Source organism: Alloyangia pacifica (genome assembly GCF_003111685.1).
In the GTDB taxonomy this organism is placed as follows: Bacteria; Pseudomonadota; Alphaproteobacteria; order Rhodobacterales; family Rhodobacteraceae; genus Salipiger; species Salipiger pacificus_A.
Map to the genome: position 1 here is coordinate 1187458 of NZ_CP022189.1, position 26117 is coordinate 1213574.

Annotated in this window: 27 protein-coding genes; 11 read left to right on the top strand and 16 right to left on the bottom strand. The window is 68.2% G+C overall.

What is annotated here, in order from left to right:
* Window positions 1–3: 3 nt before the first annotated feature.
* The gene (locus CEW88_RS05710) at window positions 4–441 is read right to left on the bottom strand and encodes an organic hydroperoxide resistance protein (protein WP_108965089.1); all 438 of its coding nucleotides are present in this window, start codon (window positions 439–441) and stop codon (window positions 4–6) included.
* Between the two features lie 103 nt (window positions 442–544).
* Here CEW88_RS05710 and CEW88_RS05715 point away from each other — a divergent pair, with 103 nt between their 5' ends.
* Window positions 545–1045: a MarR family winged helix-turn-helix transcriptional regulator gene (locus CEW88_RS05715; RefSeq protein WP_254694448.1), complete on the top strand. Its 501-nt coding sequence runs from the start codon at window positions 545–547 to the stop codon at window positions 1043–1045.
* 73 nt (window positions 1046–1118) lie between these two features.
* On the opposite strand, the gene CEW88_RS05720 is transcribed toward CEW88_RS05715, so the two are convergent.
* The 6 genes from CEW88_RS05720 to cobS all read right to left on the bottom strand — a co-directional run bounded on the left by CEW88_RS05720 (window position 1119) and on the right by cobS (window position 7674).
* Window positions 1119–1463 (bottom strand): DUF427 domain-containing protein, encoded by a 345-nt coding sequence (locus CEW88_RS05720; protein WP_108965090.1) that lies wholly within the window; start codon window positions 1461–1463, stop codon window positions 1119–1121.
* Window positions 1464–1519: 56 nt separating this feature from the next.
* Window positions 1520–3298: an aminopeptidase P family protein gene (locus CEW88_RS05725; RefSeq protein WP_108965091.1), complete on the bottom strand. Its 1779-nt coding sequence runs from the start codon at window positions 3296–3298 to the stop codon at window positions 1520–1522.
* Window positions 3299–3485: 187 nt separating this feature from the next.
* On the bottom strand, window positions 3486–5363 hold the full coding sequence (cobT, locus tag CEW88_RS05730; RefSeq protein WP_108965092.1) for a cobaltochelatase subunit CobT: 1878 nt from the start codon (window positions 5361–5363) through the stop codon (window positions 3486–3488).
* Between the two features lie 93 nt (window positions 5364–5456).
* Window positions 5457–5798 carry a hypothetical protein gene (locus tag CEW88_RS05735; RefSeq protein WP_108965093.1) on the bottom strand — a complete coding sequence of 114 codons (342 nt, stop codon included), beginning with the start codon at window positions 5796–5798 and terminating at the stop codon, window positions 5457–5459.
* Window positions 5795–6490, bottom strand: coding sequence for an aspartate/glutamate racemase family protein (locus CEW88_RS05740; RefSeq protein WP_254694449.1), 696 nt, complete (start codon window positions 6488–6490; stop codon window positions 5795–5797). The genes CEW88_RS05735 and CEW88_RS05740 overlap by 4 nt, the downstream gene beginning before the upstream one ends.
* Before the next feature lie 197 nt (window positions 6491–6687).
* The gene (gene cobS / locus CEW88_RS05745; RefSeq protein WP_108965094.1) at window positions 6688–7674 is read right to left on the bottom strand and encodes a cobaltochelatase subunit CobS; all 987 of its coding nucleotides are present in this window, start codon (window positions 7672–7674) and stop codon (window positions 6688–6690) included.
* Between the two features lie 267 nt (window positions 7675–7941).
* On the opposite strand from cobS, the gene CEW88_RS05750 reads away from it, so the two are divergent.
* The 3 genes from CEW88_RS05750 to msrB all read left to right on the top strand — a co-directional run bounded on the left by CEW88_RS05750 (window position 7942) and on the right by msrB (window position 9708).
* Entirely contained in the window at window positions 7942–8445 is a 504-nt protein-coding gene (locus CEW88_RS05750) for a sigma-70 family RNA polymerase sigma factor (RefSeq protein WP_108967576.1), read from the top strand.
* Window positions 8442–9134, top strand: coding sequence for an anti-sigma factor (locus CEW88_RS05755; protein WP_108965095.1), 693 nt, complete (start codon window positions 8442–8444; stop codon window positions 9132–9134). The genes CEW88_RS05750 and CEW88_RS05755 overlap by 4 nt, the downstream gene beginning before the upstream one ends.
* Window positions 9135–9225: 91 nt before the next feature.
* On the top strand, window positions 9226–9708 hold the full coding sequence (gene msrB, locus CEW88_RS05760; RefSeq protein WP_108965096.1) for a peptide-methionine (R)-S-oxide reductase MsrB: 483 nt from the start codon (window positions 9226–9228) through the stop codon (window positions 9706–9708).
* Window positions 9709–10092: 384 nt separating this feature from the next.
* Here msrB and CEW88_RS05765 read toward each other — a convergent pair whose 3' ends face one another.
* A complete protein-coding gene (locus CEW88_RS05765) occupies window positions 10093–10719 on the bottom strand; it encodes a DnaJ domain-containing protein (protein ID WP_108965097.1) in 627 nt (208 codons plus the stop codon).
* A 72-nt stretch (window positions 10720–10791) separates the two neighbouring features.
* On the opposite strand from CEW88_RS05765, the gene CEW88_RS05770 reads away from it, so the two are divergent.
* Window positions 10792–11049, top strand: a complete 258-nt coding sequence (locus CEW88_RS05770) for a BolA family protein (protein ID WP_108965098.1) — start codon at window positions 10792–10794, stop codon at window positions 11047–11049.
* Between the two features lie 30 nt (window positions 11050–11079).
* On the opposite strand, the gene CEW88_RS05775 is transcribed toward CEW88_RS05770, so the two are convergent.
* Window positions 11080–11496, bottom strand: a complete 417-nt coding sequence (locus CEW88_RS05775) for a DUF4177 domain-containing protein (RefSeq protein WP_108965099.1) — start codon at window positions 11494–11496, stop codon at window positions 11080–11082.
* 301 nt (window positions 11497–11797) lie between these two features.
* Complete coding sequence (locus CEW88_RS05780; RefSeq protein WP_108965100.1) at window positions 11798–12973, bottom strand: benzoate/H(+) symporter BenE family transporter; 1176 nt, start codon at window positions 12971–12973, stop codon at window positions 11798–11800.
* 136 nt (window positions 12974–13109) lie between these two features.
* Here CEW88_RS05780 and CEW88_RS05785 point away from each other — a divergent pair, with 136 nt between their 5' ends.
* Together CEW88_RS05785 and CEW88_RS05790 are read left to right on the top strand one after the other, a co-directional pair.
* Entirely contained in the window at window positions 13110–14330 is a 1221-nt protein-coding gene (locus CEW88_RS05785; protein ID WP_108965101.1) for a GTP-binding protein, read from the top strand.
* Complete coding sequence (locus CEW88_RS05790; RefSeq protein WP_108965102.1) at window positions 14327–14590, top strand: DUF6525 family protein; 264 nt, start codon at window positions 14327–14329, stop codon at window positions 14588–14590. The genes CEW88_RS05785 and CEW88_RS05790 overlap by 4 nt, the downstream gene beginning before the upstream one ends.
* A gap of 18 nt (window positions 14591–14608) precedes the next feature.
* Here CEW88_RS05790 and CEW88_RS05795 read toward each other — a convergent pair whose 3' ends face one another.
* Window positions 14609–15178, bottom strand: coding sequence for a carboxymuconolactone decarboxylase family protein (locus CEW88_RS05795; RefSeq protein WP_108965103.1), 570 nt, complete (start codon window positions 15176–15178; stop codon window positions 14609–14611).
* Window positions 15179–15342: 164 nt separating this feature from the next.
* On the opposite strand from CEW88_RS05795, the gene CEW88_RS05800 reads away from it, so the two are divergent.
* Entirely contained in the window at window positions 15343–15936 is a 594-nt protein-coding gene (locus tag CEW88_RS05800) for a TetR/AcrR family transcriptional regulator (RefSeq protein ID WP_108965104.1), read from the top strand.
* Between the two features lie 140 nt (window positions 15937–16076).
* Window positions 16077–17690, top strand: coding sequence for a glucan biosynthesis protein (locus CEW88_RS05805; RefSeq protein ID WP_108965105.1), 1614 nt, complete (start codon window positions 16077–16079; stop codon window positions 17688–17690).
* A gap of 256 nt (window positions 17691–17946) precedes the next feature.
* Here CEW88_RS05805 and gatB read toward each other — a convergent pair whose 3' ends face one another.
* Window positions 17947–19461: an Asp-tRNA(Asn)/Glu-tRNA(Gln) amidotransferase subunit GatB gene (gene gatB, locus CEW88_RS05810; protein WP_108965106.1), complete on the bottom strand. Its 1515-nt coding sequence runs from the start codon at window positions 19459–19461 to the stop codon at window positions 17947–17949.
* Window positions 19449–20651, bottom strand: a complete 1203-nt coding sequence (locus CEW88_RS05815; protein ID WP_108965107.1) for a hypothetical protein — start codon at window positions 20649–20651, stop codon at window positions 19449–19451. Before CEW88_RS05815 ends, gatB begins: the two co-directional genes overlap by 13 nt.
* A gap of 393 nt (window positions 20652–21044) precedes the next feature.
* On the opposite strand from CEW88_RS05815, the gene CEW88_RS05820 reads away from it, so the two are divergent.
* Window positions 21045–21938 (top strand): transglycosylase SLT domain-containing protein, encoded by an 894-nt coding sequence (locus tag CEW88_RS05820; protein ID WP_254694450.1) that lies wholly within the window; start codon window positions 21045–21047, stop codon window positions 21936–21938.
* A gap of 82 nt (window positions 21939–22020) precedes the next feature.
* Here CEW88_RS05820 and CEW88_RS05825 read toward each other — a convergent pair whose 3' ends face one another.
* Window positions 22021–22761, bottom strand: a complete 741-nt coding sequence (locus CEW88_RS05825; protein ID WP_108965108.1) for an SDR family oxidoreductase — start codon at window positions 22759–22761, stop codon at window positions 22021–22023.
* Window positions 22758–25307 (bottom strand): aminopeptidase N, encoded by a 2550-nt coding sequence (gene pepN, locus CEW88_RS05830; protein ID WP_108965109.1) that lies wholly within the window; start codon window positions 25305–25307, stop codon window positions 22758–22760. Before pepN ends, CEW88_RS05825 begins: the two co-directional genes overlap by 4 nt.
* Window positions 25308–25503: 196 nt before the next feature.
* Between pepN and CEW88_RS05835 the strand changes: the two genes are divergently transcribed.
* Window positions 25504–25707 (top strand): hypothetical protein, encoded by a 204-nt coding sequence (locus tag CEW88_RS05835; RefSeq protein WP_108965110.1) that lies wholly within the window; start codon window positions 25504–25506, stop codon window positions 25705–25707.
* Between the two features lie 14 nt (window positions 25708–25721).
* On the opposite strand, the gene CEW88_RS05840 is transcribed toward CEW88_RS05835, so the two are convergent.
* The gene (locus CEW88_RS05840) at window positions 25722–26078 is read right to left on the bottom strand and encodes a hypothetical protein (RefSeq protein ID WP_108965111.1); all 357 of its coding nucleotides are present in this window, start codon (window positions 26076–26078) and stop codon (window positions 25722–25724) included.
* Between the last annotated feature and the right edge of the window lie 39 nt (window positions 26079–26117).

Sequence of the window (26117 nt, forward strand, 5' to 3'; positions counted from 1 at the left end):
TCTCTAGGCCAGCTCGAGGTCAACCTCGATATTGCCGCGCGTGGCGTTCGAATAGGGGCAGACCTCATGCGCGCGCTTGAGGATGCTCTCGGCCACATCCCTTTCCAGCCCCGGCATCTTGGCGACCAGCTTCACGGTCAGGCCGAAGCCGCCCGCGGGCAGGGCGCCGATCCCCACATGCGCATCGACCGTGGTCTCGTCAGGGACGTTGCCCAGCTTCTCGGCCTGCGCGACGAAGCGCATGGCGCTGAGGAAGCAGGCGGCATAGCCCATGGCGAAGAGCTCTTCTGGGTTGTGTCCCTTGCCCGAGCCGCCCAGTTCCTTGGGGCTGTTCATCGTGACCGTGAGCATGCCCGAGGCGAGCTTGGTCACACCGTCGCGACCGCTTCCGGAGGCCTGCGCTTCGGTCCAGTATTTCACGTCGAGATCGGTCTGGGGCATGGGTGACTCCTTTGTTGTCGATTATATCGTGCACGATAGATATGCGGCGCCTAGCAGAAGTCAATCGCTTGAGAATGGATCGTGCGCGATTTATATGGGACAGATGACCGACGCAGCCCAACCCATCGATCCGCAGTCCGAAAGCCAGTCCGAAAGCCAGCGCGATCCGCAGACCTCCGCGCTCTCGCCGCAGGACATGGTCTGCTTTTCGCTCTACTCGGCGGTGCACGCGATGACGCAAGCCTATCGCCCGCATCTCGAGGCTCTTGGGCTGACCTATCCCCAATACCTCGTGATGAGCGCGCTCTGGTCCGCCGCCGATGCGCCGACCGTGGGCACGCTTTCGCGCCAGCTGCAGCTCGAGTCGAGCACGCTGACGCCGCTGTTGAAGCGTCTCGAGACCACGGGCCTGCTGACCCGGCGACGCGATGCCGAGGACGAGCGGCAGGTGCGCATCGCGCTCACCGAGGAAGGGCAGGCGCTCCGGGGCCACACCGCGCATATCGCGAGCTGCATCGCCGAGCAGAGCGGCATGAGCGTCGACGACCTGCTGGCCCTGCGCGATCAGGTCAGCCGTCTGCGGGACAATCTGCGCAAGGGCTGAGGCGCCGTCCCGCATCTGGAAAGCAAAAGGCCGGCCTCTTGGGCCGGCCTTTGTGTCTGCGCGGTTTTCCGGCTCAGACCTGTTCGACAGCCACGCCATCTTGCATGTCGAAGGCCAGGTAGCCCTTGATCCCTGCGGCGTCCGGCTTGGGGTCGAGGTACGAAAACACCGCGTTGGCGTAGGTGCGGCTCTTCGAGGCGATATGGTAATGCTCTGCGTCGCCAAGCGCCGCGCTGGTGCTGCGGTAGGCGCTCGGCTCAAGGAAGGCCATGGCCACGTCCTCGCGCGGGAAGAAGATGGTCAGAGGCTTGTCGCCCTCGGTCAACTCGAGGGCGCGGCTGCTTTCGCCAAGCACGGCGCCACCGGCGCGGATGACCCAAGTGCCCGAGGCCGGGCGGACGGCAATCTGTTTCAACATCATGTCTCTCCCCTTATCCGCCCATCATATATCAACGCCTTTGCGACAGTCCTGTGTCAAAGCGGCGCGCAGGCCGTCTCGAGCCAGTCCCGCACGGCGCCCGTGACAAGCGGAGCGATGCGTTCGAAAACCCCTTCGTGGTAGGCGTTCAGCCAGTCACGTTCCGCAGCGGTCAGCAGCCCCGTCTCGATCAAGCGCCGGTCGATCGGCACCCAGGTCAGTGTTTCGAAACGCAGCATCTTGGCTACGGTCTGGCCGGGAAGGGGGGGCGCGGGTTCCACCGCGATGAGGTTCTCGATGCGGATACCATAGGATCCCTCGCGATAGAAGCCCGGCTCGTTGGACAGGATCATCCCGGCCTCGAGCGGGACGGTGCCGGTGCGGGCGATACGCTGCGGCCCCTCGTGCACCGACAGGTAGGCGCCGACGCCGTGGCCGGTGCCGTGCCCATAGTCGAGCCCCGCCTCCCAGAGCGCAGCACGCGCGAGCACGTCGATGTCGCGTCCGGCGAGCCCCGCCGGAAAACGCAGCCGCGACAGCGCGATCATCCCCTTCAGCACGCGGGTGAAGGCGTCCTTCTCCTCGGAGCCGGCCTCGCCCAGAACCATGGTGCGGGTGATGTCGGTGGTGCCGTCGACATATTGCCCGCCACTATCGATCAGCAGCAGCTCGTTCGGCTGGGTTGTGCGGTTTGTCGCCTCGGTCACCCGGTAGTGCACGATGGCGCCGTTCGGCCCGGCGCCCGAGATGGTTTCGAAGGAAATGTCGCGCAATGCATTGGTGGCGCGGCGCTCCTCTTCGAGGGCGACAACGGCGTCGATCTCGGTAAAGGCGCCCGGCGTCTGGCTGTCGAGCCAATGCAGGAAACGGACCATGGCGGCGCCGTCGCGCAGATGCGCCTCGCGCGCGCCGGCAAGCTCGGCGGCATTCTTGCGGGCCTTGGGCAGCAGGCAGGGATCGGTCGCCTCGACGATCTCGCAGCCCCTGAGCGCGGTCTGCACCGCGACCGGGCAGGTCGCGGGATCAATTTGCACCGTGCCACCCAGGGCTTCCAGCGCGGGCACGAAGTCCTCGGGTGTCTTCACCTCGACCTGCGGGCCGAGATGATCGCCCAGCCCTTCGAGCTTCTGCGCCGCCATGAAAAGCGACACCCGGCCCGTCCCGTGCACGATTGCAAAGCCATGCGGTACCGGGTTGCGGGCCACGTCCGAGCCGCGGATGTTGAGCAGCCAGGCAAGGCTGTCGGGCAGGGTGATCACGCAGGCATCCGCCGCGCCGAGCCCCTTTGCGAGCCGGGCGATCTTGTCGCCATGCGCCTCGCCGGCGAGCTCCACCGGCTGGGCAAAGACCGCGCCCATCGGCGGGGCGGGCTGATCTTTCCAAACGCGGTCCACGAGGTTGTCGCAGAGCCGCAGCGCCACTGCGCCGAGGCCGCGCTCGAGGCCGCGCATCTGTTCGACCGAGAAGAGCCAGGGGTCGAGCCCCACGGTGCCGCCGCCGGGCAGCGCCTCGGCGATCCACTCGGCAAGCCCGACCTCGGGCCAGTCCACCGGTGTGAACTCCTCGGCCACCTGCGACTTGACCTGCACCCGGTAGCGCCCGTCAACGAAAACCCCGGCCTTGTCCATCAGCGCCACGCAATTGCCCGCCGAGCCGGTGAAGCCGGTGAGCCAGGCCAGCCGGTCGTCATGCGGCGCGACGTATTCGCCCTGGTGCGCGTCGGCGCGCGGCACGAGAAAGCCGTCGAGCCCCTCGGTGGCAAGCTCGGCGCGCAGCGCCGCGAGCCGCGGCGGGCCCTGTTCGGGGGAAGCGCTCTGCTCGAATGTCTGGAACATGCGGAGGTCTCCTGAAATCGTGTCGAAGGGGGCAGGGGCGTTGCCCCGCTTGCCGCGTCGCGGCACTGCACCCCGGGGTGTTTACCCCTGGAAATTTGCCCCTGGAAGAAGCGAGGCCAACCTGCGCTCTTCTTCCAGGCCGGACCAACCCGGGGAGCCCGAGGACCTGTCCCTCGGCCCCGTGGTCTTAACCGCTGCGGCGGATGCCCATGACCCGGGCGCGTGCCCGCGGGTCGGAGTCGAAGAGCGCCGCGAGTTGCTCGGTCATTGCGCCCGCCAGCTGCTCGACGTCGGTGATCGTCACCGCGCGCTCGTAGTAGCGGGTCACGTCGTGGCCGATGCCGATCGCCAGCAGCTCGACCTGCTTCTTGCGCTCGACCATGGCGATGACGTCGCGCAGGTGCTTCTCGAGGTAGTTGGCCGGGTTCACCGAGAGCGTGGAATCGTCCACCGGCGCGCCGTCGGAGATCACCATGAGGATCTTGCGGGCCTCGGGGCGGGCGGCCATGCGGCGGTGCGCCCACTCCAGCGCCTCGCCGTCGATGTTCTCCTTCAGCAGGCCCTCTTTCATCATCAGCCCGAGATTGTCGCGCACCCGGCGCCAGGGCGAGTCGGCGCTCTTGTAGATGATGTGGCGCAGATCGTTGAGGCGCCCCGGCTGCTGCTCGCGGCCCTCGGCGAGCCATTTCTCGCGCGCAAGCCCGCCCTTCCAGGCGCGGGTGGTGAAGCCGAGGATCTCGACCTTCACCGAGCAGCGTTCCAGCGTGCGCGCCAGTACGTCGGCGCAGATCGCCGCGATCGAGATCGGCCGGCCGCGCATCGAGCCCGAGTTGTCGATCAGCAGCGTCACCACGGTGTCGCGGAACTCGGTGTCCTTCTCGACCTTGAACGAGAGCGGCGTGGTGGGGTTGGCGACGACCCGGGCGAGGCGGCCGGCATCCAGCACGCCCTCTTCCTTGTCGAATTCCCAGCTGCGGTTTTGCTGCGCCTGCAGGCGGCGCTGCAGCTTGTTGGCAAGCCGCGAGACCGCGCCCTTCAGCGGCTCGAGCTGCTGGTCGAGATAGGCGCGCAGGCGCTCCAGCTCCTGCGGCTCGGCCAGCTCCTCGGCGAGGATTTCCTCGTCGTGGGTGGAATCGTAGACCTTGTAGCCCGGGTCGGCCTCGGAGACGGGGGCGGGGGGCGGCGGGTCCATCGGCGCGTCGCCCTCGGGCAGCTCGGCCTCCTCGCCCATCTCCTGGTCGGCCATGTCGTCGGCCGAGACCTGCGCCTGGCTCTGGTCCTGGGTCTGCTCCTGCGACTGTTCGGGCGAGGCTTCGGCCTCATCCTGGTCCTGGTCGTCCTGGCCGGTCGAATCGGGCTCCTGCTCGTCCTCGGTGCCGGGCTCTGCCTCGTCCTGCGCCTCGTCATCGAGCTGGTCGGGATCCTCGCCCAGCTGGTCGCCGTAGCCGAGGTCGGTGATGATCTGCCGCGCGAAGCGGGCAAAGGCGGACTGGTCCGCCAGTTTCGTCTGCAGATCCTCAAGCGTGCCGCCGGCCTGCTCCTCGATGAAGCCGCGCCAGAGTTCCATCACGTGGGCGGCGTCCTTGGGCAGGTCGCGCCCGGTGGCGAGGTGGCGGATCATGTAGCCCGCGGCCACCGGCAGCGGCGCCTCGGAGGCCTGGGTGATCTGGCCATAACCGCGGCGCGCCGCCTCGTGGCCGATCTTGGCGTCGATGTTGCCGGCGGTGCCGGGCATGTCGCGCGCGCCCATTGCCTCGCAGCGGGCGGTTTCCATGGCCTCGTAGAGTTCGCGCGCCATCTCGCCCTGCGGCGCATAGCGGGCGTGGGTGGCGCCGTCGTGGTAGCGGCGGTATAGGGCCAGCGCGTCGGCGGTGCCGCGGGCCAGCAGCACCTCGTCGCGGGTCATGCGGCGCGACACTTGCGGCAGGCGCATGATGTCACCGGAGACGCCGGAGGGGTCGACGGAATAGTTGACCGTGAGCTCGGAGTCGTCGGCCATGACCTTGGTGGCCTCGGCCAAAGCCTTCTTGAACGGATCTGCGGGGTTGTCGGTGTCGCGTGCCATGGCCACAGGTTTCGCGCCGTGGCGGGGAATTGGCAAGAGGGGATGCGCGTGCCGGACCGAGAGTCTTGCGCGCCGCCGCCGCGGCAGCCGGGATCAGCTTCCGCGCAGCAGGCTCGCGCATTCCGCGGAGCGGCGTTCGAAGAGTGCGCGGCTCTGCGCATCCTCGGCGATGACGCCACGATAGAGCAGCCGGTAATCGGGCAGGGCCTCCAGGATCGCGCTGCGCAGCGGCTGGCCGGTGAGGCCCGCGGCGGCGGCGCCCAGGCTGAACTGCCTGGCGAGCAGGCTGGCGCTGTCCGGCGAGCCCCCGAGGCTGGGGTTGTCCGCGGCCTCGAGCGCGACGCCCTGCCAGAGTGCGGCGCAATCGGCGGCGGCTTCGCCGTCGGCCGTCGCGGTGCCGGCGGCGAGGATCAGGGCGGCGAGCAGCGGGGTCACAGCGAGGCCCTCCCGGTGGCAAGCCGCGCCAGCAGATCGACATGCACGTCGAGCGCGTCGATCACCCGGTAGCCGGGATCATGGGCGCCGTCGAAGGCGAGGTTGAGATCGGTGCCAGCAAGCACGATGGCCTCTGCGCCCATCTGCTCGACCATTCTCCGTCCCGCATCGAAGAAGGCAGCGCGGTCCGCCTCCGAGCAGGTTCCGGCCACCGCCATCTCCTGATAACGCTGGCCCAGGGCCTCGGTCTCGGCATCCAGCGCCACCGCTTCGGTGCGCGCGAGCTGGCCGTAGAGACGCGTGCGCATCACCACGCGGGTGCCGAGCAGGCCGACGCGGCGCAGCCCCTCGGCGGCGAAAAACGCATCGAGGGGGGCCACTGCGGAGACCAGCGGCAGCGCGGCGCGCGCCTCGGTCTCGTCGAAACAGAAATGCCCGCCGAGCGAGGTGATCGCGGCGCAGTCGCAGCCCGCCGCCGCCAGCCGGTCGATCAGCCGGGCGTAGACCTCGGCCTGCGCCTCGCGATTGTCGGCGAGGTTGTTGCGGATCAGCTCCTGCACGTCCGCCTGTACGATCGTCAGCTCAAGCGGCGCGCCAAATGCGCTCACGGCGGCGCAGAGCCGCTGGTAGTAGACCAGCGTCGCCGCGACCCCGATGCCGCCGATCAGCCCGATATGCAGGGACTTAGCCATAGTTGGTCCTCCCGAAACCTATTACCCCACCCCTCTACCCCAAGGGGGCGCGGTCCGTAGCGGACCGCGCCCCCTTGGTCATTTATTCGTTGATACCCCGGGGGCGGCGGTGCTGTCGACGGGCGCGGAGCCCCTCTGGCGTGCCGATGGTGCCGCGCCAGGCTGCGGTCCATCCCGGTCGATCTTCCTGCGCTTGATCAGGCCAGCGACAGCGAGGCGGCGCTTTCCGGCAGTTCCTCGTCGAAGCAACGCTGGTAGAACTCGGCCACGGTCTGCCGCTCGAGCTCGTCGCACTTGTTGAGGAACGACAGGCGGAAGGCATAGCCCACGTTGCGGAAGATCTCGGCGTTGGCGGCCCAGGCGATCACCGTCCGGGGCGACATCACGGTCGAGAGCTCGCCGTTCATGAAGGCGCGGCGGGTGAAGTCCGCGACGGTGACCATCTGGCGGATGGTCTTGCGGCCCTTCTCGTTGTTGTAATGCGGCGCCTTCGACAGGACGATGTTCACCTCGGCGTCGATGCTGAGGTAGTTCAGCGTCGCGACCAGGCTCCAGCGGTCCATCTGGCCTTGGTTGATCTGCTGGGTGCCATGATAGAGACCCGTGGTGTCGCCGAGTCCGACGGTGTTCGCCGTGGCGAAGATGCGGAAGTACTTGTGCGGCGTGATCACCTGGTTCTGGTCGAGCAGGGTCAGCTTGCCGTCGGTCTCCAGCACGCGCTGGATCACGAACATCACGTCGGCGCGGCCCGCGTCGTACTCGTCGAAGACGATGGCGGTGGGGTTGCGCAGCGCCCAGGGCAGGATGCCTTCCTGGAACTGGGTGACTTGCTTGCCGTCGACCAGCTTGATGGCGTCCTTGCCGATCAGGTCGATCCGGGAGATGTGGCTGTCGAGGTTGACGCGCACGCAGGGCCAGTTGAGGCGCGAGGCGACCTGCTCGATGTGGGTCGACTTGCCGGTGCCGTGGTAGCCCTGGATCATCACCCGGCGGTTGTTGCGGAAGCCCGCGAGGATCGCCAGCGTGGTGTCGGGGTCGAACTTGTAGGTGCTGTCGAGATCCGGCACGCGGTCGGTGCGGTCGGGGAAGCCGTGCACCACCATGTCCGTGTCGATGCCGAACACCTCGCGGACCGAGATTTCCTCGGTGGGTTTCGCATTGATGTCGATCGTGCCATCCGCCATGGTCGTGCCCCTGTCCGGTCGTTAGAAATTCTCGTGGACCGTCGTGCCCCATATCGCGGGCAAGGGCAAGGGGGCGGCGGCGGGCTTTGTCGCGGGCCCGGCAGGGCGTCGCGGGCGCCGCGCGGGCGAAGGTGAAATTGCCACGGTTTGTGTTTGCGCCGCCGCCGCATCGGGCACTACTCTATGAACAGTACGGAAAAAAGGCAGGCGCGGTACGTGGCGAGTTCCCCCCATTCCGATCTCGAGGATCTGATCGCGCGCGTCGCCATGGCCGACCGTGCCGCCTTTGCACGGCTCTACGAGCGCACCTCGGCGAAGCTCTTCGGCGTCTGCCTCCGGGTGCTGCAGGATCGGACCCAGGCCGAGGAGGCGCTGCAGGACACCTACGTGAAGCTCTGGAACAATGCCGGCAGCTACCGGGTGAACGGCTATTCGCCGATGACCTGGCTGATCACGATGGCGCGCAACGCCGCCGTCGACCGCCGCCGCCGCAGCGACGTTGAGCGGGCGGTGCAGCCGATCGAGCTTGACGAGCGGCTTGCCAATCCGGCGCCGGGCCCCGCCGAGCAGGCCGAGGCGCGGGCGGAGGCGGCGGCGCTGGCGCTCTGCATGGAGGAACTGCCGCCCGATCGCGCCGAGATGGTCCGCCGCGCTTATCTCGAGGGGGCCACCTATGCCGAGCTGTCCGAGGCCTCCGGGGTCAAGCTCAACACCGTCAGGACCTGGCTGCGGCGCAGTCTGATGGCCCTGCGGGATTGCCTGAGCCGATGAGCGGCCCGCCGCAGCCGGACCCGCCCGAGGGCGTGGAGGCGAGTGCGGCGGAATACGTGCTGGGTCTGCTGCCCGAGCCCGAGCGTCGGGATTTCGAGGGACTGCTGGCGCGCGACGCCGGGCTCCGCCGGGAGGTGGCCAGTTGGCAGGCCTGCTTCGCCGCGCTCACCGCCGATATCGCCGAGGTCACGCCGCCTGAACACCTCTGGCCGCAGATCGAAGCGCGGACCCATGGTCCGCCCCGTGCGGCGCTCTGGCGGCAGGTGCTGCCCTACCTTCTCGGGGCCGTGGCGGCGGCGGGGATCGCCTGGGCGGCGCTGGTTTCGGGCGTATTGACGCCGGGCAGCGCCGGGCCCGAGCTGCAGGCCCGGCTGGTCGCGGAGGCGCAGGGGATCGCGTTGCGGGCCGACTACGCGCCTCGGGACCAGAGCCTGACGGTGACGCGCGAGACCGGCGAGGCTCCATTGGACCGGGCGTTGGAACTGTGGCTCCTGTCGGACAGCGCAGGCGCGCCGGTCTCTCTGGGGGTGCTCGGGGCCGAGGCGGTGACGTCGCTTTCGGTGGCGCCGACGCTTCGGAGCCAGCTCCCCGGGGCCACGATTGCACTCTCCGAGGAGCCCCCGGGGGGGTCTGCCACGGGGCGTCCCACCGGCCCGGTCATCGCGCTGGGGCAGCTCTCGCCCCGGTGAGGGCGGTGTCACGGCGGTGTGACAGCCCGCGGCTTGACCGCGGTCGGGTCGGAGGCGCATCTCTGGAAATGGAGGAAGAGGAGAGGAGACCATGAGACGCAGAGGAGTCCTCGCGGGTCTCGCGGCGACGTTGGCATGGCGCGGGCGGGCCCGCGCCGAAGCGCGTTTCGAGATCACCCGTAGCCCCGAGGAATGGCGCAGCCGCCTGACACGCGCAGAGTACAAGGTGCTGCGCGAGGCGGGCACCGAGCGCGCTTTCAGCTCGCCGCTCGACAAGGAAAAGCGCGCCGGGCTGTTTCACTGCAAGGGCTGCGATCTGCCGCTCTACAGCTCGGAGGCGAAATTCGACAGCGGCACCGGCTGGCCTTCTTTCTACGAGGCGCTGCCGGACGCGGTGGGGCTGAGGGCCGACCGCTCGTTCTTCATGACGCGTACCGAGTGCCACTGCCGCCGCTGCGGCTCGCACATGGGGCATGTCTTCGACGATGGTCCGCCGCCCACGGGAAAACGGCACTGCATCAACGGCATCGCGCTGCATTTCGTGCCGGGTAAGACAGCACAAGGGCAGGGCTAGACACGGCGAACAGGCGGCGTTTCCGTGATGGATCCCGACCCGGCCGGGTGCGCCGGTCGGGTCGGGTGCGGAGGCTGCGGGGACTCGCGTCCCAAGGGGCCTGCACAACCAGGGGGAGCGGTGTGCAGGCCGACTTGGTCCGTGAGTGGACACGACAGGGAGCTCGCGTCGCCTTCAATCGGCCGCGAAAAGCGTCCGACACGAGGAGGCTAGCACAACCTTGGGGCATGTGTCGAGAATTTCACACCAATAGGTTGTGCATTTGGGTTGTGCATTTGGGGGCGGCGTTCGAGGGCTCCTTCGGAGCGCCATCAGCGGCGCAGCGCAGGGTCCGCGACCTTGCAGGGCAGCCCTCGCGAAAACGGGCCCCGCGGGGCCCGTAAATCACTTGAAGTTCCGGCTGTCCTTGATCTGGTCCCAGGCCCAGACCACTTCCTGCAACTGCTCTTCCTGAGAGCGGTCGCCGCCGTTCATGTCCGGGTGCAGCACCTTGATCAGCTTCTTGTACGCCTTGCGCACGTCGGCCTTGGTCTCGGCGCTCTCGACCTCGAGGATCTCGAGCGCGCGCTTCTCGGTCGGCGGCAGTCGCCGGCCGCCGCCCGGCGCCTTGCGGCCGGGGTTGCGCGTGGCATTGGCGCCCAGCACCTGATGCGCGTCCTCGATGCCGAGGCGGGCCCAGGCCCGCTGCTCGGGGTCGCGGTAGTCCTTGGTCTTGCGCTCCCACACCTTGTCCGACGTGGCCTGAGCGTTCATCTCGGCCTCGGTCTTGCCGTGGAAGAAGTTCCACTGGTTGTTGTATTCGCGCACGTGATCCTTGCAGAACCACTTGAATTCATCGAGCACGTCCGGCGCCTTGGGCGCCCGGAACTTGCCCGGTTCCTCACAGCCTTCGTGCTCGCACACGCGGGTGGAGGTCTCCTGTTCGCCGGTCATGCCGCGCCGGCCACGCGGGTTCTTTTTCTTAGCCGACTTAATCGACATGTCGAAACCGAAGGGGTCGGGTCTGCTCATGGTCTCACCTTTTCGACTCGGACGAGGGAGTTTAGACAATCCTGACCGAGTTTGAAGAGGCAGGAGCCAAAAATGTCGCGAGCGAACGAGATCGAAACCCGGCTGCGAGGGGCCTTCCACCCATCGGAACTGGAGGTTCTCGACGAAAGTCAAAAGCATGTGGGCCATGCCGGCTACCAAGAGGGCGGCGAGAGCCATTTTCACGTGCGCATGCGCGCGGCGGAGCTGGCCGACATGAGCCGCATCCAGAGACACCGCGCCGTGCATGCCGCGCTGGGAAGCGACCTGGTGGGCGCGATCCACGCGCTGTCGCTGGACCTGCAGGGCTGAGCCGCGCGCGGCGCGACCGGCCGGGTCGTGTCAGTTCACCTTGTCGGCGTCGCTCTTTGCGGGCCTGTCGGAGGCCTCCTCCTCGGCGAGAGGCTCGGGCGCAACCGGCTCGGGGGCCGTCACCTCGGGCGCGGCGGGCAGGGGCGCGGCCGGCGGCGGCGCGACCGCGGCGACCACCGGCTCGTGCCGGAAGGGCGTGACCGCAGCAGCCTGCGGCACCGGCCGTCGGAAGACCAGCAGCGTGCGCCAGACCGTCTGGGTCGAGGTCAGCCCGCTGCGCTCTTCGCTGGGAAGGATGTCGGCGCGGATGTACTCCCAGCCCTGCTCGGCCATCTCGTTGAGCAGCCGCGACATGGACACGGCGAAGCGGCCCTCGGGGCCCTTGGCGGCCTTGGCCTTTTCTCCCTTGGTGGGGGCGGGGATCACCTTGTACTCATGGGTTTTCATCGTGACGCGCCCCTTTCCCTTTTCGCTGAACCGCAATGTTCAACAATTGGGTAAGGCGCAGGGGGCGGCAAGTAAAGACCGGGTTAAAGACCGGGAGCACGCCGAAGCGCATCTCCCGGTTGCGTCATGAAATCGGGAAGAATAGCCCGAAACAAATGACTTTCCCCGTGACCCCGAACAATGCTGGGGGCGGGATCGCGGCCTCACGGTGCCCCGACAGCGACTCGAGCTAAGCACTTTTCGCGGCATTGAAAGGGGCGGCGCGCATTTTGCAACCGAGGCGATAACCCGCAGCGAATGTTCAGCTTTTCCGATGCCGCACCGCAAGCACGATACCGCCCAGCACCAGCCCCCAGACCGCCGCGCCCAGCCCCCAGAGGGTGATGCCCGAGGCGGTTACGAGGAAGGTCACCGCGGCGCCCTCGCGGCTCTGCTCGGCCTGCAGCGCGCCGCTTGCCGAACTCGCAAAGACCGGCAACAGCGCCACGCCCGCGAGCACCTGTAGCGTCATTGGCGGGGCAAGCGCGGCGACGGCGGTCACCGCCACGGCGAAGAACCCGAAAAGGCTGTAGAAAACCCCGGCCATCACCGCCGACCAATAGCGCCGGGAGGGATCGGGATGGCTGTCGGCATTGGCGCACATGCTGGCAGTGATCGCCGCGAGGCAGGTCGCCGGGTTGCCGAAGGGTGCGGTCAGCAGCGAGATCCCGCCGACCCCCGCCAGCAGGGGGCCCGGGGGCGGCGTGTAGCCGAAGCTGCGCAGCACCGCGACGGCAGGGATGTTCTGCGTGGCCATGGTGACGACGAAGAGCGGGACCCCGAGGCTCAAGACGGCCTCGAGCGAGAAGACAGGGGCGACCCACACCGGGTGGCTCATCCAGCCTCCGGTCATCGGCAACGAGAAGTCATGCGCCCAGAGCGTCACCCCAAACGCCGCCAATACCGCGGCAGGCACTGCGAGGATGCGCTTCACCCGCCCGACGACGAACCAGCTCAACAGGATCGGCAGCGCCACCTCGGGCGCTTCGGCAAGCCCGCGGAAAGGCGCCATGCAGAGCCCTGCCAGCACGCCAGCGAGCATCGCCTGCGCCAGCGCCGTCGGCACCGAGGTCACCAGCCGCGCCAGCGCCGGCCAGAGCCCGGCCAACGTGATCAGCCCGCCCGCCACGATGAAGGCCGCCACCGCCCCGGCGAAACCGTCCGCGAGCGGCTGCGAGACGGCGAGCAGCGCCACGGCAGGGGTCGACCAGGCGCAGGAGACGGGCTCGCGGCGCCACCAGGCCAGCACGATGCCCGCGATCGCCATCGAGATCGCCGCCGCCGCCAGCCCGGCCCCGGCCTGTTCGGGACTCGCGCCCACTGCCGTCAGCCCCTGCAGCACGATCGGGAACGAGCTGAACACCCCGACGATCGCCACCATGGCCCCGGTCGTCACGTTCTGCAGGTCGGGCCCGGGTCGTCCGGAGGGTCGTGCCATGGTCGGTCCTTAACGTTGCGTCTTTAACGCCTTAGGCAGGGCGCCGCCGATTGGCAAGCCGGGGGCAGGGTTGCAAGCGGCGCCGGGGGTGAGGTATTTGAAACGTTATAACGTAACGAATCAGGAGCGCCCGCCCATGTCCACCCCTGCCGTCGATCCGCGCCTTCCCGTCACCGTGCTCTCGGGCTTTCTGGGGGCGGGCAAGACGACGCTGCTGAACCAGGTGCTGAACAACCGCGAGGGCCGCCGCGTCGCGGTCATCGTCAACGACATGTCCGAGGTGAACATCGACGCCGATCTCGTGCGCGAGGGCGGGGCGGATCTGTCGCAGACCGAAGAGACGCTGGTCGAGATGACCAATGGCTGCATCTGCTGCACCCTGCGGGACGACTTGCTGACCGAGGTCCGCCGGCTCGCCGCCGAGAAGCGCTTCGATTACCTCTTGATCGAAAGCACCGGGATTTCCGAGCCGCTGCCTGTCGCCGCCACCTTCGAGTTCCGCGACGAGGCGGGCGAAAGCCTGTCGGACATCGCCCGGCTCGACACGATGGTGACGGTGGTCGATGCCGCCAATCTGCTGCGCGATTATTCCAGCCACGACTTCCTTGCCGACCGCGGCGAGAGCCTCGGCGAGACGGATGAGCGCAGGCTGGTCGATCTGCTGGTCGATCAGATCGAGTTCGCCGACGTGGTGGTGCTCAACAAGGTCGCGACTGCGGGCGAGGATGCGCGGGCTGCGGCGCGGCTCATCATCACCGCGCTCAACCCCGATGCCGAGATCGTCGAGGCCGACTATGGCCGCGTTGACCCCAGCCGCATCATGGGCACCGGGCGTTTCGATTTCGAGACGGCACACGCGCACCCGCTCTGGGCCAAGGAACTCTACGGGTTCGCCGACCACGTGCCCGAGACCGAGGAATACGGCGTGTCCTCCTTCGTCTACAGGGCGCGGCGGCCCTTCGTGCCCGAGAAGATCCACGCGGTGCTGAACGGGCCGCTGCCGGGGGTGATCCGGGCCAAGGGGCATTTCTGGATCGCCACGCGGCCCGACTGGCTGGCGGAATTCTCGCTCGCTGGCGCGCTCAGCTCGGTGCGCCCGATGGGGCGCTGGTGGGCCAGTGTCCCGGCGGAGCGGATGCCCGAACATGCCGCCTTCCGCGACTATCTGGGCCAGCACTGGCAAGAGCCCTACGGCGACCGGCGGCAGGAGCTGGTGTTCATCGGCGCTGGGGTGGACCGGGAGAAGATCACGGAGGCGCTCGATGCGGCGCTGGTGCCCGAGAAGAGCTTTGAGCCCCTCCGCTGGGAAGGGCTGGCCGATCCCTTCCCGCTGTGGCGCGAGGCGCGGGCGGCATGAGCGCGGGCGGACAGCGCAACCTTGGGGCCGCGCCGACCCGTCGCCGCGAAGGGGATGTCATGTCTGCCTACGACCGGCTGCCGCCCGACCTGCGTGCCTGGCTGGCGCAGGCAGCACTGCCCTGGTCGCCGCGCTCGGCCCTGCGCGCCTGGCGCGGGGCGCTTGCCCGGACGGGCTGCGCGGACGCCGCGGCGGCCCGGCTGAGCGCGATCGAGGCCGGGCAGCTCGAGCGGCTGGCAGGCGGGCCGGGGCGCCTCTGACCCCGGCCCGCTACGCCCTCAGGCTGCCGTGGCGCCCTTTTTCTCCCAGGCGAACTTCTGCATCACCTGGTCGACCGGGGTGTTCGCAAGGTGGTTTGTGTAATTCGACATGACCTTCTGTGCGACAGCGAGGATCACCTCGAGGATTTGCCGCTGCGTGTAGCCCGCGTCGAGGAAGGCCTGCACCTGCGGCTCGTCCAGCGCGCCGCGCTGGCGCACCACCTGCAGGGTGAAGTCGCGCAGCGCCTCGAGCCGGGCGTTGGGCAGCGGGGTCTCGTCGCGCAGCGCGTTTGTGATGGCGTCATCCACCTGCATCATCTTGGCGATGCCGGTGTGTGCTGGCACGCAATAGTGGCATGCGTGCTCGACGTTGATCGTCTGCCAGACCACGGTGATCTCGTCCTTGTCGAAGCTGGTTTCCTCGGCAAACAGCCGGTGCAGCTGCTTGTAGCCGTCGAGCAGTGCCGGCGCCTCGGCCATCACCGCGTGCAGGCCGGGCAGGCGGCCGAAGGCTTTCTGCGACTGCTCCAGCAGCGGGCGGCTTGCCTCGGGGGCGGTGTCGAGCGTGTGGCGGGTGAACTCGGTCATCTGGATCTCTCCCTCTGATTCTTGAGCGATTGCTCAATTTGCATATGGAGGGGTAGCTTTACTTGAGTGCTTGCTCAAGTTATATCTCATTGCTTGGTCCAGCCCGGCGAGATCCGGCCGCGACGAACGGCCGGGTGAGACGGGAACGGGAGACGGATACGCGCATGGCCAGACAGGCACGACACGACAGGCAAGACGTGCTGGGCAAGGCGCTCGAGCTCTTTTGGGCCAAGGGCTACCACGCCACCTCGCTCAAGGATCTCGAGGTGGCGCTCGACATGCGGCCGGGCTCGATCTACGCGGCTTTCGGCTCGAAAGAAGCTCTGTTTTCCGAGACCTTGGCGCTTTATGCCGAGCTGTCGCGCACGCAGTTCCTCGAGACCCTCGCGGCTGCGCCGAGCCGCCTTCAGGGGCTCGCAAACCACGTCCGGCGCCTTGGCTGCGCTGGTGACTCCGGTCCGTCGCGCGCCTGCATGCTGGTCAAGACCCTGCTCGAGACACCCGACGACGATGCCACGCTGCGGGTCCAGACCGAGACGCTGATGCGGGGCATGGAGGCGATGTTTGCCCGCGCCTTCCGCGAGGCGCAGGAGCGCGGCGAGATCGCGCCGGAAGCCGACCCGCAGCAGCTCGCCAGCCGGCTGCAGGTCGATATCTTTGGCCTGCGCGCCTATGCGCAGCGCACTGACTCGCGGGCGAGGGTGGCGCAGCTTGCCGAGGAGATCGCCCGCGGTCTCGAGGCCCGCGCGCTGGCGTGAGCCGCAGGGCCCGCGAGTGACGTCCATTTGACGTAACGGCGTCAAATCGGCAAAGCCTCGCCCATCCCGGGAAAATGCAATTGCTGCGACGCGGAAAAGTGCCAAATTTGCTCAGGAATGACAGTTTCTCGGAGACCCGCATGTCCGCTGACCTGCTCGACCGCCGCGCTTTCCTTGCCTCCGCTCTTGCCAGCGGCGCCTTCAGCCTGCTGCCCGAGTTTGCCCGTGCACAGAGCGGCGCCATCGCCTCGGGTATCCCGCTTGGCCCGCCCAAGCCCTTTTCCTTCGACACGCTCCGCGAGCTGGCGGCGAGTCTCGCCAAGGAGGCGTTCACCCCGATGGCGGTGCCCGACGCCGAGATCCTGCAGCAGATCGACTATGACGCCCACGGCGCGATCAGCTTCCGCGAAGATCGCGCGCTCTGGGCCGACCAGGGCACGGCGCAGCCGGTGCGCTTCTTCTTCCCGGGCCGCTACTTCCCCGAGCCGGTACATGTCTACGCGCTCGAGGAAGGCACCGCGCGCGAGGTGCCCTTTTCGCGCGATCTCTTCGAGATCCCGCAGGGCAACCCGGCCAACCGGCTGGAGAAGACCGAGGGCTTCGCCGGTTTTGCCGTGCAGGATCCGCAGACGAGGCTCGACTGGATGGCCTTCCTCGGCGCGTCTTACTGGCGCACGGCGGGGTATTCGGGTCAGTTCGGCCTGTCGGTGCGCGGGCTCGCCATGGACACGGCGATCCCCGACGGCCCCGAGGAATTCCCGCGCTTCACCCGTTTCTGGCTCGAGCAGGGCGAGGGCGGCGAGATGACCACCTACGCGCTGCTGGAGAGCCCGCGCGCCACCGGCGCCTACCGCATCGCTTCGCGGCGCGACAACGGGGTGATCCAGGACGTCTCGGCCGAGATCTTCCTGCGCGGCGACGTCGAACGGCTGGGGATCGCGCCGCTCACCTCGATGTTCTGGTTCGGCAAGCACAACCGCCATGTCGCCGCCGACTGGCGCCCCGAGGTGCATGACAGCGACGGGCTCGAGATCCATACCGGCAGCGGCGAGCGCATCTGGCGCCCGCTCAACAACCCGCCACGGGCGATGGCCAACGCCTTTGGCGCCACCGATCCGGCCGGTTTCGGGCTGATGCAGCGCGAGCGCAACTTCGGCGAATACGAGGATGACGGCGTGTTCTACGAGCGCCGTGCCTCGGCCTGGATCAAGCCGCAGGAGGGCTGGGGAGAGGGCGCCGTGACGCTTGTCGAGCTGCCGACGGATGACGAGATCCACGACAATATCGTCGCCTTCTGGACACCGGCCGAGCCGGCGGCGGCGGGCAGCTCCTACAGCCTGAACTACCAGCTCACCTGGCTCGAGGATTGCCCGGTGCCGCCGCAGGCGGCGCGCTTCATCGCCGTGCGCATGGGCAGGGGGGGCATCCCCGGGCAGCCGCGCCCGGCGGACACCGTCAAGATCGTCTGCGACTTCGACGGGCTGGGCATGGAGGCGCTGGACCGCAGCTCCGGCGCGCTCCCGGTGGTCACCGCCTCGCGCGGGGAAATCTCGGGCGAGGTCGCCTACCCGGTGGTCAGCACCAAGAACTGGCGGGCGATGTTCGATCTCGATTTCTCGGCCATCGCGGCAGAGGACGATGAGCCGATCGACCTGCGGACCTATGTCTCCTACGAGGGCGAGGCGATGTCGGAGACGCTGATCCTGCAGCTCTTCCCGAGCCAGTTGCGCGCGCTGCTCGCGGCGCGGGGGTAGTAGAGGAAGTGAGGCGGTAGCCGGGTGCGCGCCTGCCCGTGGGGTGGCGCTGCCACAATCGTGGTCTGCGCTTTATCCCAGCGAAATCCGGAATACCTACGAGCGCAGTACTATGATGGCAAAGCGCCAGCCCGCCGGGACGGGCAGGCGCTCGCCCGGCGGCTTCGCCTTGATTCCGGGCCGGTGGGTGCTTCTAGGAATTTCAAAAAAAGGCCGCCCAACCGGGCGGCCTTTCCAATTCCACGCAGCCTAGCCCTCAGAGTCCGAGCTTGGCCGCGACGATGTCGTTGACCGCTTTGGGGTTGGCCTTGCCGCCGGTGCTCTTCATCACCTGGCCGACGAACCAGCCCGCCAGCTTGGGGTTCTGCTTGGCCTTCTCGACCTGCGCCGGGTTGGCCGCGATCACCTCGTCGACGGCGGCCTCGATGGCGCCGGTGTCGGTGACCTGCTTGAGGCCCTTTTCTTCGACGATCTTCGCCGGGTCGCCACCCTCGGTGTAGACGATCTCGAAGACGTCCTTGCCGATCTTGCCCGAGATGTCGCCCTTCTTGATGAGCGAGACGATCCCCGCGAGCTGCGCTGGCGAGACCGGGCTCTCGGTGATGTCATGGCCTTCCTTCTTGAGGCGGCCGAAAAGCTCGTTGATCACCCAGTTGGCGGCCAGCTTGCCGTCGTCGCAGCCTTTCAGCACCTCTTCGAAATAGGCCGAGTTGACCACTTCCGCGGTTAGCACGCCGGCATCGTATTCCGACAGGCCGAACTCCTTGACGAAGCGCGCCTTCTTCTCGTCGGGCAGCTCCGGCAGCGAGGCGGCGATGTCATCCACCCAGGCCTGCTCGATCTCGAGCGGCAGCAGATCGGGATCGGGGAAGTAGCGGTAATCGTGCGCCTCTTCCTTGGAGCGCATCGAGCGGGTCTCGCCCTTGTCCGGATCGTAAAGACGTGTCTCCTGATCCACCGAGCCGCCGTTCTCGAGGATGGCGATCTGGCGCCGCGCCTCGTAGTCGATGGCCTGCTGGATGAAGCGCATGGAGTTCATGTTCTTGATCTCGCAGCGCGTTCCGAGGTGGCTGAAGTCCTGCGTCTCCTGGTACTTCTCGTACTGGCCGGGACGGCAGACCGAGACGTTCACGTCCGCCCGCAGGTTGCCGTTCTGCATGTTGCCGTCGCAGGTGCCGAGATAGCGCAGGATCTGCCGAAGCTTGACCACATAGGCCGCCGCTTCCTCGGGGCCGCGGATGTCGGGGCGCGAGACGATCTCCATCAGCGCGACGCCGGTGCGGTTGAGGTCGACGAAGGACATCGACGGGTCCATGTCGTGGATCGACTTGCCGGCGTCCTGCTCGACGTGGATGCGCTCGATGCGCACCTTGCGCGCGATGCCGGGCTCCATGTCGACGATCACCTCACCCTCGCCGACAAGCGGATGGTAAAGCTGGGAAATCTGGTAGCCCTGCGGCAGGTCGGGGTAGAAGTAGTTCTTGCGGTCGAAGGCGGACTTCAGGTTGATCTCGGCCTTGAGGCCAAGCCCGGTGCGCACGGCCTGCTCGATGCAATACTCGTTGATCACCGGCAGCATGCCGGGCATGGCCGCGTCCACGAAGGCCACGTTGGAGTTGGGCTCGGCGCCGAATTTGGTCGAGGCGCCGGAGAACAGCTTCGCCTCGGTGGAAATCTGGGCGTGGATTTCCATCCCGATCACCAGCTCCCAATCGTATTTGGCGCCGGCGATGACCTTGGGTTTGGGGGGCTCGAAGCTCAGGTCAAGCATGGGGGGTCCTCGTCTCTCAGGTTGTGACGGGGATACGCCAGAGCGGCACAGGGGGCAAGGGTGCAGGACGCGCAGCCTGAGGGCTGCAGCGCGAGTCCCCGCTCGGTGAAAATCACCTGGCGCCCGCGGCTGAGCTGATGGTCGAAAAGCGTCTTCAATATCTCCTGCGCGCGGGCATGCCCCGCCTCGCGCTGCGCCGCCTCGTCCGGCGCAGGACCATCCGGCAGAGGCGGTGCCCAGAGCAGGGGGTGAAGCTCGCAGAGGCGATCCTCGACGATCCATCTAAGAGAGCCGGAGATGCGGGTGGCGGCCCCGCCGTCCCGCCCGGGGGCCAGCGCGGCGCAATGGGCGGCGAGCAGGTTGGCCATGTGCTGATCCGGCCAGGCCTGCGGCGGATGCGGCTGCAGAAGATCGTGCAGACCGGCGGTGAAAAGCTCTCCGTCGACATGGTCCAGCCCCTCGGGCTGCGTCGCCAACACGTCGAGCCAGACCCAGCAGTAGCCGCCGCTGCCCCAGATCTTTGCGGTGCGCATCGCCATGCGCCGCGCGGCCCGGTCCAATTCGGGCCAGGTGCCGAACCTCTGCGGGGACAGATCGCGGCCATAGGCGCGCAGATGATCGGGGCAGGCGGGCTGCATGGCGATCAGCGCCTCGTGGTTTCGCTCGACATGCTCCGCAGGGGCCGGCAGCACCTCTAGCACGGCGCAGCAGGCCGATTGCAGCGCGGGCGAGCCAAGCGCACGTGGGTCATGCGGGCGCAGCAAAAGATGCGCGGTCTCTAGGTGATGCCGCGCCAATGACGCGCGCGCCGCCGCCGAGAGCGGCGCGGTGCCCGCGCGCCACAGCCGGGCGGCCCCTATCTGCGGCCAGGCGGCGAGCAGCGCGCGCAGGGGCGCTTCGGGTGTCGGGCCGAGCGCCTCCGAATGGCCCTGCAGCGCCCGGCCCACCGCCTCGGCATCGCCGCGGGCCACCGCCTCGGCGACGCCAAGGAGAACGTCCTGCACCGCGCCGTCGCAGAGCAACCGGGCGACGGGGGTGCCCTGGGGCGTGAGCGCGGCGGAATGGTCCGCCTCGGCCAACGCCTCCTCGAGCGCCCTCCAGCGTTCCTGGCGGGCAAGGCGCAACCCGCGGTGGGTGATCTCGGCGCGGGCCTCCTCTGCCTCGGTGGTCTCGCGGACGGGGATCTTCACGCTTGGCGGGCCGAACCCTGGCGTGCATCGGGTCTCGGCTCGGGTTGCGGCGCCCCGATAGCCGTTTTCACCGACCTTTGGTGCGCAGCCCTGCCTTTGCCCGGCAGCGTAGCCCGGGGTATGCCGCGCCAAAAGGCGCCGGGTGAGGGCGGGCAGGCGGGGCCGAAATCGGAGAACGTGCTGTGCCATGCGGCGCAGGCTGGAGGGGGATTCGGGCCGAACCGGGGCGCAGGCACGATCAGCCCGGGGCGCACAATGGGCGCATCGGCGGCAAATTGTTCAAACGCTATAGATCAGAATCCAACGAAAATCGGCAGGATTCCAGTCATGTCTGTGCGCCGTCGGCGATCCGCCGCGCATAATACCGCGTCAGGCTTGCCGGGATTGTTCTTCGTGGGCAAGTTCCCCGCCATGCTGAACCGTTTCATTCCTGCCCTTGCGGCGCTCATGATAGCGCCGATGGCCCAAGCGAATACCGGCCCTGCACCCGTCACGCAGGCCGCCTTCGCGGTTGCGGCCCCAACGATGCCCCTGGTCTCGCGCGACGCGATGTCGGGGACCCCGGAGTCGCTGCTGGCAGTGTCCGCCTCGCCCCGCCCGCTGGCCCGGCGCATGTCCATCCCCAAGGCCCGTTGGGGCACCACGGGAGGGCGCAGCACCTGGTCGCTCGCGGTACTCTCGTCGCTGCGTGGCCATGCCAACGCACTCCCAGACGTGGTGCCGGCGGACATCGACACATGGTGCCCGGCCTACGAGAGTGGATCGCGCGAGCAGCGCGAGGCCTTCTGGCTGGGCCTCGTCTCGGCGCTGGTCAAGCACGAGAGCACCTTCAGGCCCACCGCCGTGGGCGGCGGCGGCAAGTGGATCGGCCTCATGCAGATCCTGCCCTCGACCGCGCGGCTCTACGGCTGCCAGGCAACCACGGTGGATGGTCTCAAGGACCCGCGGGCCAATCTCTCCTGCGGTCTGCGCATCATGGCGCGCACCGTCGCCCGCGATGGCGTGGTCAGCGCCAACATGCGGGGCGTGGCCGCCGACTGGGGGCCGTTCCACTCGCGCAAGAAGCGCGAGGACATGATCGCCTGGACCCGCGCGCAGGGCTATTGCACTGGCATGGGCCGCTCGCTGCGCCCGGTCGGGCGTCCGGCGAGCCTTCTGCCCGGCATCATGGCCTCGAACGAGCTCGGCGCGGCCACTCGCCCGCTGGCCCGCTCGCGCGCGCTCGATGCGAGCTATGCCAACACCTTCATCTCCACCAAGGGGCAACTGCTGGAGAGCGACGGCTGATCTGCTGAAGATCGTTTCAATGTATGAACGGGCGGGACCAAGGTTGGTTCCGCCCGTTATCGATTCCAGAGGGTTAGGGGCCTCAACGCCCACCGCCGACGTCGAGGATGCTGCGCGTAACATATCCCGCGCGCCCCGACAGCAGCCACAGGATGCTCTCGGCGACCTCCTCGGCAGAGCCAGCGCGGCCCAGCGGCGGGGTGTGGCCGATGCGGGCGAGCCGGTCGGGCTCGCCGCCCTTGGCATGGATAGCGGTTTCGATCAGCCCGGGACGCACCGCGTTCACCCTTATGCCCTCGGAGGCCAGCTCGTCGGCGAGACCCAGCGTGAAGGTGTCGATCGCACCCTTGGAGGCGGCGTAATCCATGTATTGCCGCGCCGATCCCAGCCGGGCCGCTACCGACGAGACGTTGACCACGCCGCCGCCCGCGTGGGCGCGCATGTAGGCCACCGCCTGCCGGGCGACCTCGATGGCGCCAAAGACGTTGACCTCGAACACCCGCCGGACCCGCTCGGGGGTCAGATCGGCGAGCGATGCCGTGGGCGCGACGATCCCGGCGTTGTTGACCAGGTCGAGCGGCCCCGGCGCCAGCGCGGTCAGCTCGGCAAAAAGCTCGGCCACCTGCGCGGGATCGGAGACATCCGCGCCGATGACATGCGCCTCGGCGCCCTCGGCGCGGACCTCCTCGGCTACCGCTTCGGCGCCGTCCCGGTCACGGCCAAAGTGGACCACGACGCGCTCCCAACCACGGGCGGGGGCGAGGCGGCAGGTTGCCGCCCCGATGCCGGCGCTGCCGCCGGTGACCAGCAGCAGCCGGCTCATGACAGCAGCCGGGTGACCATCTCGGTCACGTCGCGCGAGAGACCGGGCTTGGCGGCGATCTTCTCGAGTTCGGCCTGCATCATGCCGCGGCGGGTCTCATCATAGCGCTTCCAAGTCTGGAAAGCCGAGCACATGCGCGCGGTGGTCTGCGGGTTCTTCTCGTCCAGCCTGATGAGCCAGTCGGCGAGCAGCCGGTAGCCGGCGCCGTCTATGCGGTGGAAGCCGGCGTGGTTCATCGCCAGACCGCCCATCACCGCGCGGAAGCGGTTGGGGTTCTTCCAGTCGAAGTCCGGATCCTCGGTCAGAGCCTTGGCGCGGTCTGCGGTCTCGGAGGGGCCAGAGGCGGCGACCTGCAGGGCGAACCACTTGTCCATCACCAGCCGGTCGCCATTCCACTGGGCGCGGAACTTCGCGAGCGCGTCCTCGCCCGCACCCGCCTGCACGAGGAAGGCCAGCGCCGAGAGCTGCAGGGTCATGTTGTCGGCGCTCTCGAACTGCGCCTTGGCCGCGTCGCCGCCATCGAGACGCGAGGTCAGCGCCAGCACCGCGCCGCCAAGGGCGCGCTTGCCGGATTGCTCGGCATCGGGCTGGTACGGCTCGGTGACCTTGGCTTCCTCGGCGAGCTGCGGCAGCAGCTGCGACCAGCGCTCGGCGCGGGTCTTCTTGAGCACTTCGGTGGCGGTCCAGATCGCGTCGGGGTCCGGCGTCACGCCGCGCTGGTGCAGCACCTGCGCCAGTTCGGATTGCGTCGGCGTGCCCAGCATCAGCGCGCGATAGGCCGGATCGAGCGCGCTGTCGCGGATCACCGCTTCGAGCCCGTCGAGCCAGGCGGTGTCGGGCTCGGCGCCCTCGGTGATCATCGCCACGAGGCACTCGCGCGCCAGATCGCGGTTGGCTTCCCAGCGGTTGAAGCTGTCGGTGTCATGGGCGAGCAGGAAGGCGCGTTCCTCGCGGCTCGTCTCTCGGTCCAGCACCACCGGGGCCGAGAAGCCGCGCAGGATCGAGGGCACGGGTTTGGCGCTGAGGCCGTCGAAGGTGAAGCTCTGCTCCGCCTCTGTCAGCTCAAGCACGGTGGTCGGCTGCACCTCGTCGCCGTTGGGCGAGAGCAGGCCGACAGCCACCGGGATCACCTGCGGCGCCTTGTCGGGCTGGCCGGGGGTGGGGGGCGTGTGCTGCTTGAGGGTCAGCGTGTAAGTGCCGTCCGCGAAGGCCTCGGAGACCGCCACATGCGGGGTGCCCGCCTGCGAGTACCAGCGCTTGAACTGGGTCAGGTCGCGTCCGGTGGCATCCTCGAAGACCTTCAGCCAGTCCTCGATGGTGGCGGCATCGCCGTCGTGGCGTTCGAAGTAAAGGTCGAGCGCCTTGGCGTAAGCCTCGTCCCCGACCAGCGTCTTGAGCATGCCGATCACCTCGGCACCCTTCTCGTAGACGGTGGCGGTGTAGAAGTTGTTGATCTCCTGGAAGCTCTCGGGGCGCACCGGGTGCGAGAGCGGCCCCTGGTCCTCGGGGAACTGGCGGCCGCGCAGGTCGATCACGTCCGAGATGCGCTTGACCTCCTCGCCGCGCATGTCGGAGGTGAACTGCGCGTCGCGGAACACCGTCAGCCCCTCTTTCAGGCACAGCTGGAACCAGTCGCGGCAGGTGATGCGGTTGCCGGTCCAGTTGTGGAAATACTCATGCGCGATGATCGCCTCGATGCGCTCGAAATTGGCATCGGTGGCGGTCTCGGGCGAGGCGAGCACGGCGGAGGAGTTGAAGATGTTCAGCCCCTTGTTCTCCATCGCGCCCATGTTGAAATCGTCGACGGCGACGATGTTGAAGATGTCGAGGTCGTACTCGCGGCCATAGACCTCCTCATCCCACTTCATCGACTTCTTCAGCGCCTCCATGCCGAAGGCGCATTTGCCCTCGTCGCCAGGGCGCACCCAGAGGTTCAGCTCGACCTCGCGGCCCGACAGGGTGGTGAAGCTGCCGGGATGGTTGACCAGATCGCCGGCCACGAGCGCGAAAAGATACGCGGGCTTCGGCCACGGATCGTGCCACTCGGCCCACCCCTCGCCGGAACCCTGCGGATTGCCGTTCGACAATTTGACCCTTTCGTCGCCCTCGATGCGCACGGTGAAGACCGACATCACGTCGGGACGGTCGGGGTAGTAGGTGATCTTGCGAAAGCCCTCTGCCTCGCATTGCGTGCAATACATGCCGTTCGACATGTAGAGACCTTCCAGCGCAAAGTTCTCGACCGGCGCGATCTCGACCTCGGATTCCCAGGTAAAGGCACCCTCGGGCACGGCGCAGGTGAGGCCGGTGTCGGTGACCTCGGGGGTGACCGGGGCGCCGTCGATGGCGAAGGAGATCGGCTTGATCTGCTCACCGTGCAGGAAGAAATCCTGCTTCGGCGCGTCGGGGTTGGGTGCAAAGCGGATGCGCGAGCGCACGCGGGTCGCCGAGGGCGCAAGCACGAAGGTCAGATGCACCTCTTCGGCGGTCCAGCCGAAGGGGGTGTAATCCTTGAGGTAGATGGTCTGTGGGCTTGCGTCCTTCATGGGCGTCTCCTTGCCTGAAGTGGAGGGCTGGCGCCTGCCGGAACCGGCGCGCCAGCGGGACGTTATGCTCATGAGAGACGCGCGGCAACCGCTGCGCCGGTGAAATGCCAGTGGCGCGCGGCATGGCGTCGAGGAAGGCGGGAGCAGAGGCTCCGGCATGCCTCTCGTGAGCAATGCCGCGCAAGGGAGGAAAGAAATGTCCGCACCCGATACCAACACGAAGACGCAGAAGAACGAACACCGCTGGCCCCTGATGGCGATCTGGGGCGCGCTGGTCGTCGTGGCGCTGCTGCTGGTCTGGTGGCTGGTCTACGCGACAAATGGCGAAGCGCCCGAGCCCGGTCAGGCCGCCGCTCCGGCTGCAGAGGCGCAAGAGGGCGCGGCAACGCCCGCCGACTGACGCAGCCCGGCGCCTTAATCGCAGCGCACCACGCCATCCTCGTCCGTCACGCAATTGCGCTGCGCCCGCCGCGTCGTGTCGGGCGGGCGCGTCGCGCTGAGCGCGCCGCCGCGGTCCGCCGTCGGGTCGCCCGGCGCGATGAAGCTGCCGCCATCGGTTGTGTCACGCACGATGCCGTTCCTGTCAGTGGTCTGGGGTGCGCTTCGACGCTCGCGGGTGATCCCCAGATGATCGGTCGAAAAGGTCGAAGGGCCGGGGCAGCGGGTGATCCCGTTCGGGTCCGGCGCGCAGCCCTTGAGCTGCGCGGCGAGCGGGCCGGGCACGGCGGCGGTTGCGGTGACAAGGGCCAGGGCGGCGAGCAGGGACTTCATGGCAGGTCTCCCGTTGGGGAAAGCACCGGGCGTTGGTGC

What these genes read in the sequence shown, in the direction of transcription:
- CEW88_RS05710 (WP_108965089.1), bottom strand. Translation starts at nt 441, where the DNA reads ATGCCCCAGACCGATCTCGACGTGAAATACTGGACCGAAGCGCAGGCC.
- CEW88_RS05715 (WP_254694448.1), top strand. Translation starts at nt 545, where the DNA reads ATGACCGACGCAGCCCAACCCATCGATCCGCAGTCCGAAAGCCAGTCC.
- CEW88_RS05720 (WP_108965090.1), bottom strand. Translation starts at nt 1,463, where the DNA reads ATGTTGAAACAGATTGCCGTCCGCCCGGCCTCGGGCACTTGGGTCATC.
- CEW88_RS05725 (WP_108965091.1), bottom strand. Translation starts at nt 3,298, where the DNA reads ATGTTCCAGACATTCGAGCAGAGCGCTTCCCCCGAACAGGGCCCGCCG.
- cobT (WP_108965092.1), bottom strand. Translation starts at nt 5,363, where the DNA reads ATGGCACGCGACACCGACAACCCCGCAGATCCGTTCAAGAAGGCTTTG.
- CEW88_RS05740 (WP_254694449.1), bottom strand. Translation starts at nt 6,490, where the DNA reads ATGGCTAAGTCCCTGCATATCGGGCTGATCGGCGGCATCGGGGTCGCG.
- cobS (WP_108965094.1), bottom strand. Translation starts at nt 7,674, where the DNA reads ATGGCGGATGGCACGATCGACATCAATGCGAAACCCACCGAGGAAATC.
- CEW88_RS05750 (WP_108967576.1), top strand. Translation starts at nt 7,942, where the DNA reads ATGGCCGACCGTGCCGCCTTTGCACGGCTCTACGAGCGCACCTCGGCG.
- CEW88_RS05755 (WP_108965095.1), top strand. Translation starts at nt 8,442, where the DNA reads ATGAGCGGCCCGCCGCAGCCGGACCCGCCCGAGGGCGTGGAGGCGAGT.
- msrB (WP_108965096.1), top strand. Translation starts at nt 9,226, where the DNA reads ATGAGACGCAGAGGAGTCCTCGCGGGTCTCGCGGCGACGTTGGCATGG.
- CEW88_RS05765 (WP_108965097.1), bottom strand. Translation starts at nt 10,719, where the DNA reads ATGAGCAGACCCGACCCCTTCGGTTTCGACATGTCGATTAAGTCGGCT.
- CEW88_RS05770 (WP_108965098.1), top strand. Translation starts at nt 10,792, where the DNA reads ATGTCGCGAGCGAACGAGATCGAAACCCGGCTGCGAGGGGCCTTCCAC.
- CEW88_RS05775 (WP_108965099.1), bottom strand. Translation starts at nt 11,496, where the DNA reads ATGAAAACCCATGAGTACAAGGTGATCCCCGCCCCCACCAAGGGAGAA.
- CEW88_RS05780 (WP_108965100.1), bottom strand. Translation starts at nt 12,973, where the DNA reads ATGGCACGACCCTCCGGACGACCCGGGCCCGACCTGCAGAACGTGACG.
- CEW88_RS05785 (WP_108965101.1), top strand. Translation starts at nt 13,110, where the DNA reads ATGTCCACCCCTGCCGTCGATCCGCGCCTTCCCGTCACCGTGCTCTCG.
- CEW88_RS05790 (WP_108965102.1), top strand. Translation starts at nt 14,327, where the DNA reads ATGAGCGCGGGCGGACAGCGCAACCTTGGGGCCGCGCCGACCCGTCGC.
- CEW88_RS05795 (WP_108965103.1), bottom strand. Translation starts at nt 15,178, where the DNA reads ATGACCGAGTTCACCCGCCACACGCTCGACACCGCCCCCGAGGCAAGC.
- CEW88_RS05800 (WP_108965104.1), top strand. Translation starts at nt 15,343, where the DNA reads ATGGCCAGACAGGCACGACACGACAGGCAAGACGTGCTGGGCAAGGCG.
- CEW88_RS05805 (WP_108965105.1), top strand. Translation starts at nt 16,077, where the DNA reads ATGTCCGCTGACCTGCTCGACCGCCGCGCTTTCCTTGCCTCCGCTCTT.
- gatB (WP_108965106.1), bottom strand. Translation starts at nt 19,461, where the DNA reads ATGCTTGACCTGAGCTTCGAGCCCCCCAAACCCAAGGTCATCGCCGGC.
- CEW88_RS05825 (WP_108965108.1), bottom strand. Translation starts at nt 22,761, where the DNA reads ATGAGCCGGCTGCTGCTGGTCACCGGCGGCAGCGCCGGCATCGGGGCG.
- pepN (WP_108965109.1), bottom strand. Translation starts at nt 25,307, where the DNA reads ATGAAGGACGCAAGCCCACAGACCATCTACCTCAAGGATTACACCCCC.
- CEW88_RS05835 (WP_108965110.1), top strand. Translation starts at nt 25,504, where the DNA reads ATGTCCGCACCCGATACCAACACGAAGACGCAGAAGAACGAACACCGC.
- CEW88_RS05840 (WP_108965111.1), bottom strand. Translation starts at nt 26,078, where the DNA reads ATGAAGTCCCTGCTCGCCGCCCTGGCCCTTGTCACCGCAACCGCCGCC.